Consider the following 15,576-nt stretch of genomic DNA (forward strand, 5'->3'; position numbering starts at 1 on the left):
AAGCCGCTGACCGCGCCGCTGGCCGACAGCGTGTAGTCGGTGGTGCCGAGTTCGGCCCGCCATGACAGCTTCCCGAGCGTCATGCCCGACATGGTGAGTGTGTAGCGCGCGTCAAATTGAGCCTGCGCGTGCGCGGGCGCAGCTGCGCACGCCGCGATCGCGACGGCTGCGATCAGCGTCGTCAGGACCTTTGCAGATGTCGAACGCATCAACTTTTGCCGCGAACGGCAGCTTTCCCTCGTCACCGGAGATCTGGTGCCCTTTATGGGAGTATAGGCCGGCTTGTAGCGTTCTTGCTCAGAAAAAGTGACCGTCAACGCCAGGACGGTGGCCCGAATTGCGGGCGCAGCTCAATCGGACAGCGGCAGCAACTCGATCGCGTCCACCCGCTGCGGATAAAATGCTAGATGGCCGGCAATCTCGCCGACTGCGGCGAACGGGCTTTCATACGTCCAGATGGCATTCTCTGACGGGCGCCCGTCGATCGCGATGGTGTAATAGGCCGCGTCACCCTTGTAGGGGCAGTGGGTGGCATGATCCGTGCGCGAGAGGGCGCTCATGTCCACATCCTCGCGCGGAATGTAATGCACCACCGGGTAAGACGCCTCCTTGAGAGCCAGGGCACGGCGGGTATCGGCGATCACGCGGCCGCCATGCGTGACGCGGACGCGGTGTTCGGCTGGCGTGATGCCGATCGGATGGGAAGCGTCAGGAACCTTCATCGTTTTGCCGCTCGCAACGGAACGTGGAGTGGCGCACCCGACACGATTCGAACGTGTGACCTTTGCCTTCGGAGGGCAACGCTCTATCCAGCTGAGCTACGGGTGCTTCGGGGGCTTCATAGCGCATGCCGCGCCCGCGCGGCAATGGTCCGATTTCAGCCTCCGGAATGCGGCGTATTGGGCTCGCCGGAGCCCCGCGCGCATCCGAGCGCCATTTGGGATTTCAGAATTTCGGGCTGCTGAACGGCCGGCCCCAGTCGACGATGTAATTCAGTCCCATCCGGCCGAGGCTGTACCGCAGGTCGGCATTCACGCCGCCCGGAACTGTCCCGGCGAGATAGTTCGCCGAGCCGAGATCGTTGTAGAGATACTCGAACTTCATCGTCCAGCTTCGCGACAGCGCCCATTCCAGACCGACACCGAGCGCAAAGCCGACATGGTTGTTCGCCGAAGTCGCGATGGTTCCGACATAGTTCGGATTGGCATACAGGCTCAGCTCGTTATGAGCCCAGGCGACGCCACCCGTGCCGTAAACCAGCGCACGATCGATCGCGTAACCGACCCTGACACGCGCGCTGCCGAAATAGTCGACCGAGCTGAACGCGCTCGCGAACGGAAGATTGGTCGCGTCCCTGACATCGCGCTCGATATTCGAGAACGCGGAATCGATCTCGACGCCGAACACCCACGGCGAGCGGCCGTTCTGCCAGTTGAAGCCGATCTGGCCGCCACCAAACCAGCCGCCAATGTCGACGTGAGGGCTGATGTCGAACGTGCCGCCGCCATAGCCACCCTGGCCTCCGATGTAGAAGCCGGTCCAGTTGTAGAAAATCGGATGGAGCGCCGGCATGGCATAAGTCTGCGGAAAGTCTGCGGAGGAGGCGGGCTGCACGAAAGAGGTCGTCGCAATCATCGCGCTCAGCACGGCAGGAACGACGCGTTGCATCTCAAGCCTCCAGACAATTCGACAGCATTCGAGCGCTGCGAGAGATGCGGCACCGGTGACGGCGGTCATGGATGCCAGGGCGTATCGGCGCACTTATGCTTAATGTTTCGATAACGCGGTATGGTTTACGGACCGTAAATCCGCGTCTCAGGACGCGCCGCGCGCGAATACGCCGGATTGCGATCTGCGGCTGCTGCCGGCTGAGTCACTGCCCGCGCGATCCCATCCTCCGGGAGGCGTCGCGACGATCACCGCTTCGTTCGGCTGGCTCTGCGGAGTGAATTTCTGAACAGCGGCCTTGGCTGCGGCGAGCACCCCGGCTTCAAGCTTGGTGCCGATCTCGTCACGCTGTCGTGCGGCTTCTCGGTCGCCCTGCAGGGCTGCCAGCGCAAACCACTTGTAGGCTTCCTGGTGGTTCTGGTCGACACCGATCCCGCGCATCAAAAGGATCGCGAAGTTGTACTGACTGTCGGCGATGCCACGCTCCGCCGCGCGCTGGAACCAGCGCGCTGCGGTCTTGTAGTCACGCCGGCCGTCGACGCCCTCGGCGTAAAGAACCGCAAGGTTGTGCATCGCCTTGGCGTTACCCTTCTCGGCGGCCACCGTGTAATACGTGCGGGCAAGCGGCAGATCCTTTTCGACACCGAGGCCCTTCTCGTAAAGGCTGCCGATCCAGAGATTGGCCGGAATGATTCCGGACTTCGCGGCGCGCTTCAGCCATCGCAAGCCTTCCTCGGTGTTCACTGGAACGGACTTGCCCTCGACGAGCCGCACGCCGACTTCGTATTCGGCTGCAGGCCGGCCTTTGGCGGCTTCGGCGCGCAATGCTGCGGGCAGGCTGTCCGGCAAGGGTATTGACGGTTCGCGGGCCGCTTCGCGTGAACCGACGGCAACCGGCACCTGCCGTCCGATCGTGCCGGTATGTTCGACGTCGCCGATAGCCGAGCCGGCTTGCTGAGGCTGTGCCTCCGGCGTGACAGCGATCGTGTCCGGCGCCTGCGAGCGAACGAGATCAGGTACGATCGGCTCGGAAACGCCGGTCCTAGCTGTGCGTTCGGCCTTATCGGCCGGCTGAGCGACGTCCGCCGTCGTCACCGCTGGAAGTGGGAGTTCGGTCAGTTGCATCGAGATCCGTGCGGCGACAGCCGCAAGCACGACGATCAACGCGCCAGCGATCAGCGGCCTGAAAGATGCGGCGATCGACCGGCGCGGACGCTCGACCTCGATGTCCGCATCATGCTCGTCTGCGAAATCGATAAGGTTGCGCGGCGTATAGGAATAGCCTCCCGACAGGCTCAGATGCCGCAGCGATGCCGCGTCGGCGCCGCGAGCGCCTTTCAGATTGCTGCCGAGTTGCGCGACGAGGCTCGACAACGTCGCGTGGACCGCTTCAAGAGCATCATGCGCGCTCTTGTCACGGTTCGCAGTGTCCGCGTCGACACCGGTCTTTTGCAATGCATCGAGCCGTCGGTTGATGTCCCTCAGGCTTTCTTCGATGGATAACGGCCGCGTCTCGGGTGCTGGATCAGTTGCGATCTGGCTCGCGGCCGCGCTCCGATCCTGCGTCAGGACGCGGTGAAGCCTGGCAGAGAGACCTCGCACCTCGTCTGAAAGCGCGGTCAGCGTGTCCTTGGCTGCGGCGAGACCGCCGACATTGCGGACGGCAGCGATGACTGCTTCGATCTGCGCATGCGGTGAAACGTAATGGGTGCCACGCGGACGGCTCAGGCAGTCGGTCAGGTCCTGAAGCGCCGTTCGGAAGGTTGCGATGCTCTCGCGCGAATTCAGTTGGTCGAAAATGCCGCGGACCTCGTTGAGGCCGTGCTCGATCGGCGCGAGGAGTTTCGGGTCGATACCCGACGCGCGGCTTGCTTCGATGCGGTCCGTGAGCGCCTTCATTTCCTTGTCGAGGGCGTCGCTCGCTTCGAGCGGCACGATCTTCAGCAGCGGTGCGACGATTTCCTCGAGTGTCTGCTGTGTCCGCGTCCGGTCCGGCTCCGGCGCGGCCTTCTTGTGACGCAACGTCTCCATCCGAGTCGTCAGGTCCTGCAATTGCGCTTCCAGCGACGATCCGTTCGGAGCGGGCGGAACGGGATGATTTCGCGGGTCGCCATAGCCCTGCGCGCGCGAGCGCAGCCACCAGAGTCCGCCTGCGTTATGAGCGTGGGGCGGCCTGAATGGTGCGGCGTGTGGGCTGACGGAGCGTGGCGCCTGATATTGATCGGTTTTCGGCAACTCACTGTCGACGGCGGCGACCCGATGCGAATGGGCAAAGGGCGCGAACGGGGGCGAAACAAGAGATCGCCATCCGTTGGGAGCGTAATGTCCGCCTGTCCATCCGCGCCTGTGCATGCTCTCGACCCGTTCTGGTTGCCGGCCGCTGCGGACGCAATGTTCGAGAAATGTGCGCCGGACGCAGGGATGGCCCTCGGCACAACCTTTTTCGGTTATGGTAAAGAACGGGTTAAATCGACGGAATTTCCTGCAAAATCCGATGCTTCCGCGACTGGGAGGGCTTCGGCCAGCTGGCGGCGTCGGGAATCCGGCGCGCACAGGCGGATTCCGGTGAGGGATTAACCAAATCTCAAGACACGCCGCATCCGGCACCTGGCCGGCGCGAGAATGGAGCGTGAGCTCCGCGCTCAGAAATATTTCGCGATGATACCGGCTGCGCCGGCGATCGTCGCAACCGAAACAGTGAGCCAAACACTCAGAAGCCAGATCTCTCGCCTGCGCGGGCTGTTGCTCTCAACGCTGTGTTTCCCGTGTTCCGCAATGGCAACAGGCCGGTCATCGTTGACGGCGTCTGCTGCGAGCGCCGGGGCGTTCGTCAGATAAATCTCGGAGCTTGTCGGTAGGATGAGGCCCGACTCTCGCCTCGTGTTGGTGGCAATGCGCGCAGCGGCATTGCCGTGTAAGAACTTGGACATGTCATTGCACTCAAATTGCGACTTAGTAATAGCTGCTCCGGCCCGCGGCCGGGGATCAACTTCTCGCTAACGTAAATGACAGGCCGGTAACCTCTGGACGCGCGTAGCGACGGCGCAAAATCGACTTTCGACTAGTACGCGTTCCGGTGCACGCCCTTTGAAAAGGCGGTCGCAAACAGGATCTTGATGTCGAGCCAGATCGACCAGTTGTCGATGTAATAGAGGTCGCAAAGGATGCGGCCGCGAAGCTGATCATCGGCAACGATCCCACCACGGAACCCGTTGATCTGCGCCCATCCCGTGATGCCGGGTTTGACATTGTGCCGTCGTGCATACAGCCCGATCTTTTCGCTCCACGCGCGATCGTGAGCCAGTGCATGCGGGCGCGGACCCACAAGCGACATGTCGCCCTTCAGTACATTGAGGATCTGCGGCAACTCGTCGATGCTCCAGCGCCGCATGAAATGACCGATGCGCGTGACGCGGCTGTCATTGCGCGTCGCCTGACGCACATCCGCGCCGTCTTCGAGCGTGCTCATCGTCCGGAATTTGTAGATCAGGAATGACTTCTGATTGAAGCCGTAGCGCTGCTGCCGGAACAGAACGGGGCCCGGGCTGTCGAGCTTGATCAGGATTGCGATGACGGCGAACAGCGGAAGCAAAAGCACAAGCAGCAGCGCCGAGCAGGCTATGTCGAAGGCGCGCTTGATCGCCGTTGCGGCCCCCGACATCGGCGGATGCAGCAGATGCAGGCTTGCGATCGGTCCCAGCTTCTCGATGGATATCTGGTCGAAACGCTCGAGAATGCGCTCCGGCGCAAGGCTGATGGAGCAGGGTAGCGTCATGAAGGCGTCGATGCATCGGTCGATTGTCGCCTGATTCGACCATGGGGCAATCAGCAAGACGTTGTCGGGATCGACTGCGCGCGCCTTTGCGACTGCACGATCGACAGATTGGTCGAGTTGCCGCGCGGCGTCCGAAGTGGCGCGATTGTCTCTTGCGAGATAGCCAATGCCGACAATCCGGCACCCCAGGGTGAGCAGATTGTATCGCTGCGTGAATTCACGGATGTCGGCTTCGGTGCCGACGAGGAACAGGCGCTGTCCGGCAATGAGGCCGAGCCGGTTTGCAGCCTCGAAGGCCAGAAGGCGAAGCGCATAGATGCAAAGGAGCGAAACCAGTCCGGCAGCGTAGAACAGCACCAGCCATCCGCGTGAGTAAAGGACGCTCGTCTTGGTCAGGAAGCCAATGATCACCAGACAGATGAAAGCGAATGTCCAGTAGCGGGCGATCTGTGCCGGCCGCAGATCGAACTTCAGATGCTTCGTGACAAGATATTCGTCCCGGTAAAGACACGGGACCAGATAGAGCAGGGCTGTCATCAGCCCGACCTGAACGTAATCGGCGACCGGGCCGGCGTCCTGATACGCGAATTTGTGATAGAGAATACCGGTTCCGACCGAGACCAGAATGATCGTTGCCGCATCGGCTCCGGCCGCGATCAAGGCGAGAGTCGCGCGTCGAATCGATGTTCGCGAGAACAACGACGCGTCGCTTCTCGATGTTTGATCCAACCAGGTGTTCGTCACTGCAAACTGCCGCTGTTTCAAAAGGAGGCGGTTTGTGCGACCGCCGGCACTCTCGACAGCAAGTGAGCAATTGCGGGACCATGCAGGCGTTTACCATTGCGCCTGAGACGCAGTGTGATCGAAACCCGGAAAATCGCGTTCTTTCGTGATGTCCGGTGCGCCCGGCGGGCGATCCGGTTGGTTTCAGCCTTCGTGAAACTGTCTCGCGTGTCCTAGGCTGAAACGCCGGACGAAGCGCATGCGCGTGGCGCGTCCATCAGTTAACGGACTTGATGTTGATGGTGTTTCGCAGAGCGAAGCCGTCGTTTGCCGTCGCGATCATGGTCCGCACGAATGTCAGGAATTTCGTGAAGTCGACGGTCGGCGCGTTGGAGATGTAGATCACGTCCTTGTTCTGGATCGGCGTTTCCGTCGCGAGGAAATAGCCGCCCGGATCCCCGAGATTGGCCCAATAGATTACCGGGATCTGGCGCGTATTGCCCCAGCGGCTGACGTCGACGCCCACTTCCGCGAGGTATTCGATCGGCTCCACGCGATAGATGAAGACCGTCCTCGGATCGGCTTGTGAATCGATCAGCCCGCCTGCCTTCGCCACGGCTTCAGCCAGCGAGACGCGGTCCTGATCGAAATTGAACTGGCCCTGTTGACCCGTGGCGCCGAAGGCGAGGAAGGTCTGCTGCTCGCTGAAGACGTAAATCGTATCGCCCGGCTGAACGTTGACGTTGTTCTCCGGCTCCGAGATCAGCCGGTTGAAGCCGACGGTCTGCTTGTGGCCGCGCCGCTGCAGCGTGACGAAGGTCTGCCAGCCCTGATTCTTGGGGCCACCCGCCCGCGCAATCGAGTCGAGGATCCGCTCGCCCGGCAGGGACAGCGCGAATTTCAGCGGGCTGTTCACATCGCCCATGACGCTGACGAGGTTCGACCGCTGCTCGGATACAGTGATGACCACTTGCGGTTCGATCGCCCGGTTTTTCAGCCTGGCGACGATATCATTCTGGACTTCGGGAACCGTGCGACCGGCCGCGCGCACCTGTCCCGCGTACGGCACGGTGATGTTGCCCGCGCGATCGACGGTCTGGTTCGGGATCTGGACGAAATTGCCCGGGCGGGACGCCGCCTGAAGCGGGATGAACAATCCGCCGGCCTGTGCCTCGAATACCGTGACGGCGACCACGTCGCCGACGCCGAGCCTGATATCGGGGGCGGGCGGTCTGTCCGAAAAGGTGCCGATTCCCTTGAGGCCGCCGCGCCGCGCCAGTGCGGCGGATACGCGGGGCGACAGCGGGACGAGTTCGTATTGCGCGTCCGGACCGCCGCTATAGGACATGATGTCGGGGCTGTAGGGGCCCGATGCGGCAAACATGCCGCAACCTGCGCTCAGCAAGGGCGTCAGTGCGATGACCAGCACTGTCAGCCAGCGACGGCAGGCGCCCACGCGCGCTCCGCCTTTACGGCGCAACGAACCGCGCATACCCATCGCAACAATGGGGCACCTGAAAATCGCCATTACCCGGTTCGCCGTACGGACCACCGCGGCATCTTTCGAATTTTATGGTTAACGGAGCTTTAAGGATGGGGTCGGGGAGGACCCGGAACAGCCTCGTTCAGGGCCGCGCCGTTGTTCCCTTCGCCGCGCGATTTGGGCCCGCCTTGTGTCCCAGCCGATTAAGCATGCAGGGGTACTTTGCTTGCGCCGCAGGGAACGATGCCATATCCGGATTTTGGGGGCAGGCCTTTGTCGGACGGCCACTTTTTCGAACCGACAGCGTCTCGAGAAATCGGGAAGTGATTTGCGAGTGAGCCACCCTATGCTTAACGCAACACCGCTGAGACATCCGGAGATGAGCGCTGCAAACGAGGCGTCTTCGAATCTCGGCTCCACAATCGACCTGCAGGGAATTGTTCGGTTCTTGCGTCGGCGTGCTGTGCCGATCGCGGCCCTTACCGTCTTCGCGGCCCTTGCCGGCCTGGTCTACTGCCTGTTCGCAACGCCGCAATACACCGCCGCGGCGCGTGTCCTCGTCGACAACAGCAGCATCAAGGCGCTGCGCGACCAATCGGCCACCTCGGACACACCGGCTTCCGTCACCATCGACAGTCAGGTCGAAATCCTGAGATCCGAGCGCGTGCTGCAGCGTGCCGTAAAGCAGTTGAATCTCGCGAACGATGCCCAGTTTCAGAAGCAGCCAGGGTTGCTGACGAAGCTCAGAAACCTGATCGCGACGATGATCTCCCCCGAAGAGGTGGAGCAGCCGGAACCCATCGACGACGAAATCCTGGTGGACTGGTTGAGAAGCGGCCTCGACGTCCGGCGTGTCGGTTTCACGAACGTGATCGAGGTCAAGTTCACGTCTCCCGATCCGGAGAAGGCGGCGCGCGTCGCGAATGCGGTCGCGGACGCCTATCTCGCCGACATTCTTGAGGCGAAACATGAGATGGGTCGGCGTGCGGGACTGTGGCTCGAAGAGCGGTTGAAGCAGCTGTCGCAGCAGACGTCGGATTCCGACAAGGCCGTCCAGAAGTTCAAGTCAGAGCATAACATCGTCAATACCAGCAAGGGTCTGATCAGCGAGCAGCAGATCAGCGAAATCAGCACTCAGATCATCCTTGCGCGCGCTCAGGTCGCCGAAGCGAAGGCCCGCTGGGAACGCGTCGAGGAAATCCTCAAGGGCGATCCGAGCGATGCAACCATGACCGACTCGCTGCGCAACGACGTCATCGTGCGCCTGCGTCAGCAATATCTCGAGGTCGCGAGGCGCGAAGCAGAGCTCTCGGCGCGCTACGGGGCCGGCCACATGGCCGCGGTCAACCTGCGGACCGAGAAGCGTCAGTTGCTCGACAACATCAAGGATGAACTCCGCCGCATCGCGCAAAGCTACAAGAGCGATCTCGAGATTGCCAAGCTGCGGGAAACGACCTTGCAGAACAGCCTCGATGCTCTGGTCGCAGAAACCAGAACGACCAATCAGGCGCAGGTGAAGCTGCGGGATCTTGAAAGCGCTGTGCAGACTTCGCGCGAAGTGCAGGACAATTTCCTCAAGAAATATATGGAGATCGCCCAGCAGGAATCGTTTCCCGTCACCGAAGCGCGCATCATCTCGGCAGCCAAGACTCCGCGCTACAAGAGTTCTCCGCGCGCAACGCGCATCGCGGCGGGAAGCGCGGTGCTGGGCCTGTTCCTCGGATTAATCTTTGCGCTTGGCCTGGAAGCGATGGATTCAACATTCCGTACGCCCGCTCAGGTCGAGGCGACGCTGGGCTGCAAGGCGCTCGGCATCCTGCCGGATATCGGCACCCCGCATTTGCCTTATCGCTCGCTTCACGCTGATGCCCTGGCGCGCGCCGGCCCTCAAGGGCGGCGGGTCCTCGGCGAGGATCTCGGCTCGTTGCGATACGCCGTACAGAATCCAATGTCGCAGTTCTCGGAAACACTGCGCCACGTGTCGCTTGAAGCCAGCGCGAACAGGCCCGGCGGCCATGATAGCAAGGTAGTCGGCTTTTGCTCGGCGAGGCCGGGCGAGGGCAAGAGCTTCGTTGCAGCGAATTTCGCGGAGCTGATGGCCAAGGCCGGCCATCGCTGCGTTCTGGTCGACTGCGACCTGCGCTATCCGGCCCTGACCTACATGCTGACGCCTGAAGCGGGTTCGGGTCTCGCCGAAATCGTCAAAGGCCGTGGCACGCCGGACGGTGCGGTGTGGACGGATGCCGTCACCAGGATGTCGTTCCTGCCGGCCGCATCCCAGCGGGAGGAACATCATCCGCACGAGCTTCTGGGTTCGGACAGCGTGAGCGCCGCGATAGGCGAACTGCGCAAGTCCTATGACTATGTCATTCTTGATCTGCCGCCGATCGTTCCGTTCGCCGATGTTCGTGCGATGACACATGCCGTGGATGCATTCGTCTTTGTCGTCGAATGGGGTGTCACCAACCGTGACACTGCATTGTCCGCACTCGAAGCCGCGCCCGGTCTGCGCGAGAAGCTGCTCGGCTGCCTTCTCAACAAGGCGGATGTAAGCAAGCTTAGTCGCTATTATCGCCACGAGGAGAGCGACTATTACGCGCGGTACCGCTCGAGCGGTGGCTATCGGCTGAGTCTGCGAACATGAATTGCTCCGCATGTCCCAACGCGATGCGTTCAGTGCGGTGCCGGCGATGAGTGAAACGATCCTCGTCAATCACCTGCTCGAGCCGCCCAACCTGATCTCGGGCATTTCGCGCTATCTGTTTTCGCTGCTCCAGGAGCTGGAGCGGTCGTCGCGCTATCGGTATGTGCTGGCAACGACATGGTCGGCCGACAAATTGCCGGATGCGCTGCGGAATTCGTCCATCGAGATCCGGACGCTTCCCTATCAGCCGAAGATGCCGGTCAATGTGGTCAGTCAGATTGCGACAGTCTCGCGGCTGATGTGTGAGACAGGGGCGGCTGTCGAGTTCAATTGCAATCCGGTTGGTTGCTTCTGGGGTGGCTGGCCGCGGGTCATTACCGTGCATGACCTTTATATGGAGGTGATCCCGTCATTCTATTCACGGCGGCATCGCTTGTGGTGGAAGCTGCTGTTCCCGCTGAGCCTGCGGGCGGCCTCGGGCGTGATCTGCGTGTCGCAGAGCACGCGGGACGAAGTGCAAGCCCGATATCCGTTCGCAAAGGACAAGCTGGCCGTCGTGCATGAGGCTCCGATCATCGATGCTGACGAGTCAGGACAGCCGGCGGAGCGCCGCTTTGAAGCGCCATACGCGCTTTATGTCGGTAACATATCGCCGAACAAGAATGTCACGGTACTGGTCGAGGCGCTGCAGTTGCTGAAAGCGCAGGGCCTCGCCGTTCCGGCGGTGTATCATGTCGGTCGCGATCCGGCTGGCCTCCTGGCTGAAGCGGAGCAGCGAATTGGCGGCAACCTCATTCGCAAGGCGGGAGTCCTGTCGGACGCCGAGCTTGTCGGCGCCTATCGCCGCGCGACCTGCTTTATCAATACCTCGCTGAACGAGGGATTCTGTCTGCCGGTTGTGGAAGCGCAGTCGCTCGGCGCGCCGGTTATCTGCTCCGACATTCCGGTGCTGCGGGAGGTGGCGGGCGGTGGCGCGATGTTCTTCGCTCCGAACGATCCGCAGGCGCTGGCCGATCGGATCAGCGCTCTCTTTGCCGATGCCGGTCTGCAGCAGCGCATGGCACAAGCGAGCCGCGATAATGCCGCGCGCTTTTCGTGGCGCAAGGCGGCCAGCGAGACCGAGGCCATCTTTGACAAGGTCCGCATTCGGCGCGCGCAAGTCAAAATCGCTGACCCAACGCGACAAATCGGGATTGTCAGTGACCGGTAACACCAGATCCGGCGCCGGACGCCTTTGCATCGACCATACACATATGGGGCGGCGCGCGACGGGCATTGAGCGGATCACCCGCGAGATGTTCAGCGCGGCCGCTTTGGCGCCGCTGCCGGTCGACACCGTCGAGGCGTCGGCCGGACGCTTCGGTATCGTGTTCGCACAGAACACAACGCTTCCGTTGCGTGCGGCCGGACACAAGGATGATGTCTTCGTGTTTCCGGGCTTTGCGCCATCTCCGTATTTTTCGCTGGCGTGCCGGGACCGGACCGTCATGTATGTGCATGACGTCTTTCTGCTCACGCGCCGTTCGGAACTCAACCGCGCGGCGCGGCTCTATTTTGCGCCGCTGTTCTCGCTTGCAGTCCGGTCGCTGAAGTACTTTCTGGTCAATTCCGAATACACCGCGTCGACGCTTCGGCCTTTCTGCCGCAGCGATGCCGACATCGCGATGTGCCGCCCCACGGTGCGGAACATTTTCGGTCTCGGTGCCGGAGATCGCGCAACCCGCGAGAGCATGCCGGCCTCGCTGAACGTCGCTGCGCTGGGGACCATCGAGCCCCGCAAGAACTTCCGCGCTGCCTCCGATATCTGCAAGGCACTCGCCGAACGTCTCGGCATTCCGGTGACACTGCAGATCATCGGCCGCGAGGGCTGGGGTCCTGACGCGAACTGGCTCGCCCGGCAGCCGCATGTGCGGCTTCTCGGTCCATTGCCGGACGAGGCGGTCCGTGCCGTCATCGAGGCGAGCGACCTGTTCATCTGCACGTCGCGCGACGAAGGTCTCGGGCTTCCGCTGCTTGAAGCACAATATGCCGGCCTGCCGGTTATCGCGCCCGACATGCCTGTCTTCCGCGAAGTCCTTGGGACTTCCGGCCTGTTGATCGATGCCCAGGATGCACCATCTGCAGCCGATGCAATCGCGCAGCTTTGCAGTTCTGCCGATTGGCGCGCACGCCACGTGGATGCGGCCGCGGCCAATATCGCGCGCTGGAACGCGCTCGCGGGCGCCGATCATGCGCAGCTTCGCGGATTCTTCGAAGCGATGCTGGCTCGTCAGCGTGTGCCGGCCGACGGGAGAGCTGCGGCTGTCCAGTCCCCGGCCGCATAATCTCCGCCCGCTGTTAGGATTCCGTTAACCATACCGAATCCAGATTTGCGGTGGCTGGCTGGCCGGAAGGGCGCTTCGATGAAATCTGTATTCCTCGCTGGAATGATGCTGGTCGCAGTTTCGTCATATGCGGCGGCGCAGACTGCACCGAAGCCGGCTCGCATCGACTCGCGCGTCGATTCGCTGAAGTACAACTCGAATCCGAGCACGCTCGGCCCGAACGATTCGCGAACCCAATACGGTCTGAGCCATCGGACGGACTCGCGCGTTCGTTCGCGCGTCGATTCGCTCAATTACAATTCGAATCCGAGTCAGTTCCGCATCGTCGACCCGCGTTACAACGTGCAGCGCTTCTGAGCGACGTGACGCTTCTCGTTCAGCAGCCCGGCGGACGGTTCCACCACTCGTTGCGGTTAGGCTTAATGCGCCAAAGCCCCCCGGTCGCGCTCAAACGCCGGTAAAAACTCCATAGCTTCGAGGCGATCCGCCCGCGGTCGCGGCAGCACAACGCGGTCGTGTTGTTCCCGGGCGACGTCGCACGTTTGAAATGGAGTTCGGTCGATGCGCGCGCGCGACGGACTGGTTGAGATTGACGGGCAGGTTATCACCACGCGGGATCTGACCGATTCCGTCGCTGCGATCACGCGTCGCCTCCGCGACATGAGATCGTTTCTCGTCTGCACGCTCAATCTGGACCACCTGGTAAAGTTGCGCACGGACGCACGGTTTCGCGAGGCTTATGCCAAGGCCGAGATCGTGATGCCGGACGGCTTTCCGATCGTCGCCTTCGCCCGGATGGAGGGCGTTGCCCTTGAGCGTGCGACCGGCTCGGACCTGATTGTGCCGTTATGCCGTGCAGCGGCCTCGCTCGGTCATCCGGTCTATCTGCTCGGTTCGACATTCGAGACGTTGTGTGCGAGCGCCCGGCGACTTTCCGCCATGATCCCCGGCCTGCAGATTGCCGGAGTGTTCGCTCCATCCCGCAATTTCGACATAGCCTCGGCCGAGGCGGACGAGGCCATCGCTGCGATAGCGCAGTCGGGCGCGCGAATCTGCCTCGTTGCGCTTGGAGCGCCGAGACAGGAACTGTTCGCCGCGCGGGCGGTCGATGAGACGACCGGCGTGGCATTTCTTGGGATAGGCGCCTCGCTCGACTTCATCGCGGGCACCCAAACGCGCTGCCCGCAATTGTTTCGTAAGCTCAATCTGGAATGGGCGTGGCGCGCGGCGTCCAATCCGCGGCGGCTCGTACCGCGTTATGCCGCCTGTGCGGCCCTGTTTGCGCAGCTCTACGCTCGGTACACGTGGCGAAACTGGCGGCTCGTACGGTCTCGTACCTAGCGCGTCGCAATCGCCGTCAGAGCATCAACAGCTTTCGCGCAAAGAAGCCTTCGGCGAAGCGTTCCGGAGCACGGCATTCCATGCCGCGAATTCGCGCAAGACCCTGGAAGGTGTCCGCATCGAACCATTGCTTCGATCGCTGGGTCGCAAAATGCTGATTGAGAAGGTCGATCTTGCGCTGCAGAACCGCGGCCGGGACCGACACATAAAGGTTCGGCTGCCCGAGATCGCCGTCCCATTTGGGAATTTCGTATTCGAGAATGAAGTGGTCGCGGAACGTGTTCCAGGTGAGCCGGCAGACTTCGCGGTGGTCCTGATGCGCATCGTCGCGCCGGTGCGTGAAAATCACATCCGGTGAGACCCGCGCTTTCAGGTCCTCGAACCATGATTTGATGGCCTCGCCCTGTTCGGGAAAAAAGCCGTCACGAAACGAAAGCGTCTCAACCGTCTGGCTGGCGGCGCCTGCCAGAAAGTCGGCCGCCGAGGCGCGGGCCTCGGTTTCCCGCGCACCCACGGCGCTCAGCACGCACCAATGCACGTCGAGCTTTACGCCGCGCGTCATCAGGCTGAGAAGAGTGCCGCCTACGCCGATTTCAATGTCATCGGAGTGTGCGCCGAGACACAGGACGGAGAGCCGGCTACCGGGAGCGGACAGATTGAGTGACAGCATGGACCGTATGGCGCTCGCGAGGCATGTCCGTTTCGGGCGCCCAGGGCATCTGGCCGTTTTCGACCATTTCCTCGAGAACCTGTCGATCCCGCAGCGTGTCCATCGCACGCCAGAAGCCTTCGTACTTGAAGGCGACGAGATTGTTGTCCTTGATCAGACGGTTGAACGGCTGAAGCACCAGCTCTTCACCGTCCTTGATGTAATCGAAGATCTCGTTGCGGAAGATGAAATAGCCGCCGTTGATCCAGACCTCGGATTCGGTATTCGCCTTGAGCCGTTTCACGAGACCGCTCTCGTCGAACTCGGCGAGATGGAAGTTGAACGGCGGACGCACCGCGATGAAGCAGGCGATCTTGCCGCTGGCCTTGAAGAAATCGATCATTTCAGGAAGCGGCGCGTCGGTCAGGCCGTCGCTGTAATTGGCGAGGAAGATCTCCTCATCCTTAACGTGTTCCTTCACCGCGACCAGCCGCTGGCCGATATTGCGCCAGACTCCGGTGTCGATCATCGTCAGGCGCCAGTCAGGCTGCTGCTCGCCGATAATCTCGACCTTCTTGCCGAACTGCGAAACCACGCAATTGTGCGTCGTGGCCGAATCCAGATGCAGGAAATAGTCCTTGATGACATTGGCCTTGTAGCCGAGGGCGAGCACGAAATCCCGGTGCCCATATCGGCTGTAATACTGCATCACGTGCCACATGATCGGTTGAGAACCGACCGGGATCATGGGTTTTGGAATGCTCTCGGAATATTCCCGGATACGGGTGCCGAGTCCTCCGCAGAAGAGTACGACCTTCATCGGTTGTCCGCCTGCATTGTCCGCCGTGACGAGTAACGAGTTGTTGAACTCAGTCCGAACACCAGCGGGCCTCTCTGTTGCAGCAATCTGTGCGCGGGCGAGCCGCTGGAATCAAGCGTTGCACACGTCATCGCGGCGACATGTCTGTA

The 15,576-nt window shown here is 61.8% G+C and carries 13 protein-coding genes, 1 tRNA gene and 1 pseudogene; 5 read left to right on the top strand and 10 right to left on the bottom strand.

Going from position 1 to position 15,576, the window contains the following annotated elements; genetic code table 11:
- The 8 genes and pseudogenes from VNZ93_RS05320 to VNZ93_RS05355 form a co-directional block, all read right to left on the bottom strand.
- A pseudogene (locus VNZ93_RS05320) lies at positions 1 to 209 on the bottom strand (hypothetical protein); the annotation flags it as partial.
- A 141-nt stretch (positions 210 to 350) separates the two neighbouring features.
- Positions 351 to 722 (bottom strand): DUF427 domain-containing protein, encoded by a 372-nt coding sequence (locus VNZ93_RS05325; protein WP_325701114.1) that lies wholly within the window; start codon positions 720 to 722, stop codon positions 351 to 353.
- 29 nt (positions 723 to 751) lie between these two features.
- Positions 752 to 828 (bottom strand) — tRNA-Arg (locus VNZ93_RS05330).
- Between the two features lie 117 nt (positions 829 to 945).
- Positions 946 to 1,668 carry an outer membrane protein gene (locus tag VNZ93_RS05335; protein WP_325701117.1) on the bottom strand — a complete coding sequence of 241 codons (723 nt, stop codon included), beginning with the start codon at positions 1,666 to 1,668 and terminating at the stop codon, positions 946 to 948.
- A 147-nt stretch (positions 1,669 to 1,815) separates the two neighbouring features.
- Positions 1,816 to 3,903 carry a tetratricopeptide repeat protein gene (locus tag VNZ93_RS05340; RefSeq protein WP_325701120.1) on the bottom strand — a complete coding sequence of 696 codons (2,088 nt, stop codon included), beginning with the start codon at positions 3,901 to 3,903 and terminating at the stop codon, positions 1,816 to 1,818.
- A gap of 407 nt (positions 3,904 to 4,310) precedes the next feature.
- Positions 4,311 to 4,598, bottom strand: coding sequence for a hypothetical protein (locus VNZ93_RS05345; RefSeq protein WP_325701123.1), 288 nt, complete (start codon positions 4,596 to 4,598; stop codon positions 4,311 to 4,313).
- A gap of 131 nt (positions 4,599 to 4,729) precedes the next feature.
- A complete protein-coding gene (locus tag VNZ93_RS05350) occupies positions 4,730 to 6,103 on the bottom strand; it encodes an undecaprenyl-phosphate glucose phosphotransferase (RefSeq protein ID WP_325701126.1) in 1,374 nt (457 codons plus the stop codon).
- Between the two features lie 340 nt (positions 6,104 to 6,443).
- Positions 6,444 to 7,622 carry a polysaccharide biosynthesis/export family protein gene (locus VNZ93_RS05355; protein ID WP_325701129.1) on the bottom strand — a complete coding sequence of 393 codons (1,179 nt, stop codon included), beginning with the start codon at positions 7,620 to 7,622 and terminating at the stop codon, positions 6,444 to 6,446.
- A gap of 406 nt (positions 7,623 to 8,028) precedes the next feature.
- On the opposite strand from VNZ93_RS05355, the gene VNZ93_RS05360 reads away from it, so the two are divergent.
- The 5 genes from VNZ93_RS05360 to VNZ93_RS05380 all read left to right on the top strand — a co-directional run bounded on the left by VNZ93_RS05360 (position 8,029) and on the right by VNZ93_RS05380 (position 13,958).
- The gene (locus VNZ93_RS05360) at positions 8,029 to 10,293 is read left to right on the top strand and encodes a Wzz/FepE/Etk N-terminal domain-containing protein (RefSeq protein WP_325701132.1); all 2,265 of its coding nucleotides are present in this window, start codon (positions 8,029 to 8,031) and stop codon (positions 10,291 to 10,293) included.
- Positions 10,294 to 10,303: 10 nt separating this feature from the next.
- Positions 10,304 to 11,503, top strand: a complete 1,200-nt coding sequence (locus VNZ93_RS05365; protein ID WP_325701135.1) for a glycosyltransferase family 1 protein — start codon at positions 10,304 to 10,306, stop codon at positions 11,501 to 11,503.
- Between the two features lie 85 nt (positions 11,504 to 11,588).
- Positions 11,589 to 12,617, top strand: coding sequence for a glycosyltransferase (locus VNZ93_RS05370; protein ID WP_325701138.1), 1,029 nt, complete (start codon positions 11,589 to 11,591; stop codon positions 12,615 to 12,617).
- A 78-nt stretch (positions 12,618 to 12,695) separates the two neighbouring features.
- Entirely contained in the window at positions 12,696 to 12,974 is a 279-nt protein-coding gene (locus tag VNZ93_RS05375; RefSeq protein WP_325701141.1) for a hypothetical protein, read from the top strand.
- A 204-nt stretch (positions 12,975 to 13,178) separates the two neighbouring features.
- Positions 13,179 to 13,958 (top strand): WecB/TagA/CpsF family glycosyltransferase, encoded by a 780-nt coding sequence (locus VNZ93_RS05380; RefSeq protein ID WP_325701144.1) that lies wholly within the window; start codon positions 13,179 to 13,181, stop codon positions 13,956 to 13,958.
- 16 nt (positions 13,959 to 13,974) lie between these two features.
- Here VNZ93_RS05380 and VNZ93_RS05385 read toward each other — a convergent pair whose 3' ends face one another.
- Together VNZ93_RS05385 and VNZ93_RS05390 are read right to left on the bottom strand one after the other, a co-directional pair.
- A complete protein-coding gene (locus VNZ93_RS05385) occupies positions 13,975 to 14,628 on the bottom strand; it encodes a PIG-L deacetylase family protein (protein WP_325701147.1) in 654 nt (217 codons plus the stop codon).
- Positions 14,597 to 15,427 carry a sugar phosphate nucleotidyltransferase gene (locus tag VNZ93_RS05390; protein ID WP_325701150.1) on the bottom strand — a complete coding sequence of 277 codons (831 nt, stop codon included), beginning with the start codon at positions 15,425 to 15,427 and terminating at the stop codon, positions 14,597 to 14,599. The genes VNZ93_RS05385 and VNZ93_RS05390 overlap by 32 nt, the downstream gene beginning before the upstream one ends.
- Positions 15,428 to 15,576: the final 149 nt, after the last annotated feature.

This window comes from Pseudorhodoplanes sp. (assembly GCF_035565795.1).
GTDB lineage: Bacteria > Pseudomonadota > Alphaproteobacteria > Rhizobiales > Xanthobacteraceae > Pseudorhodoplanes.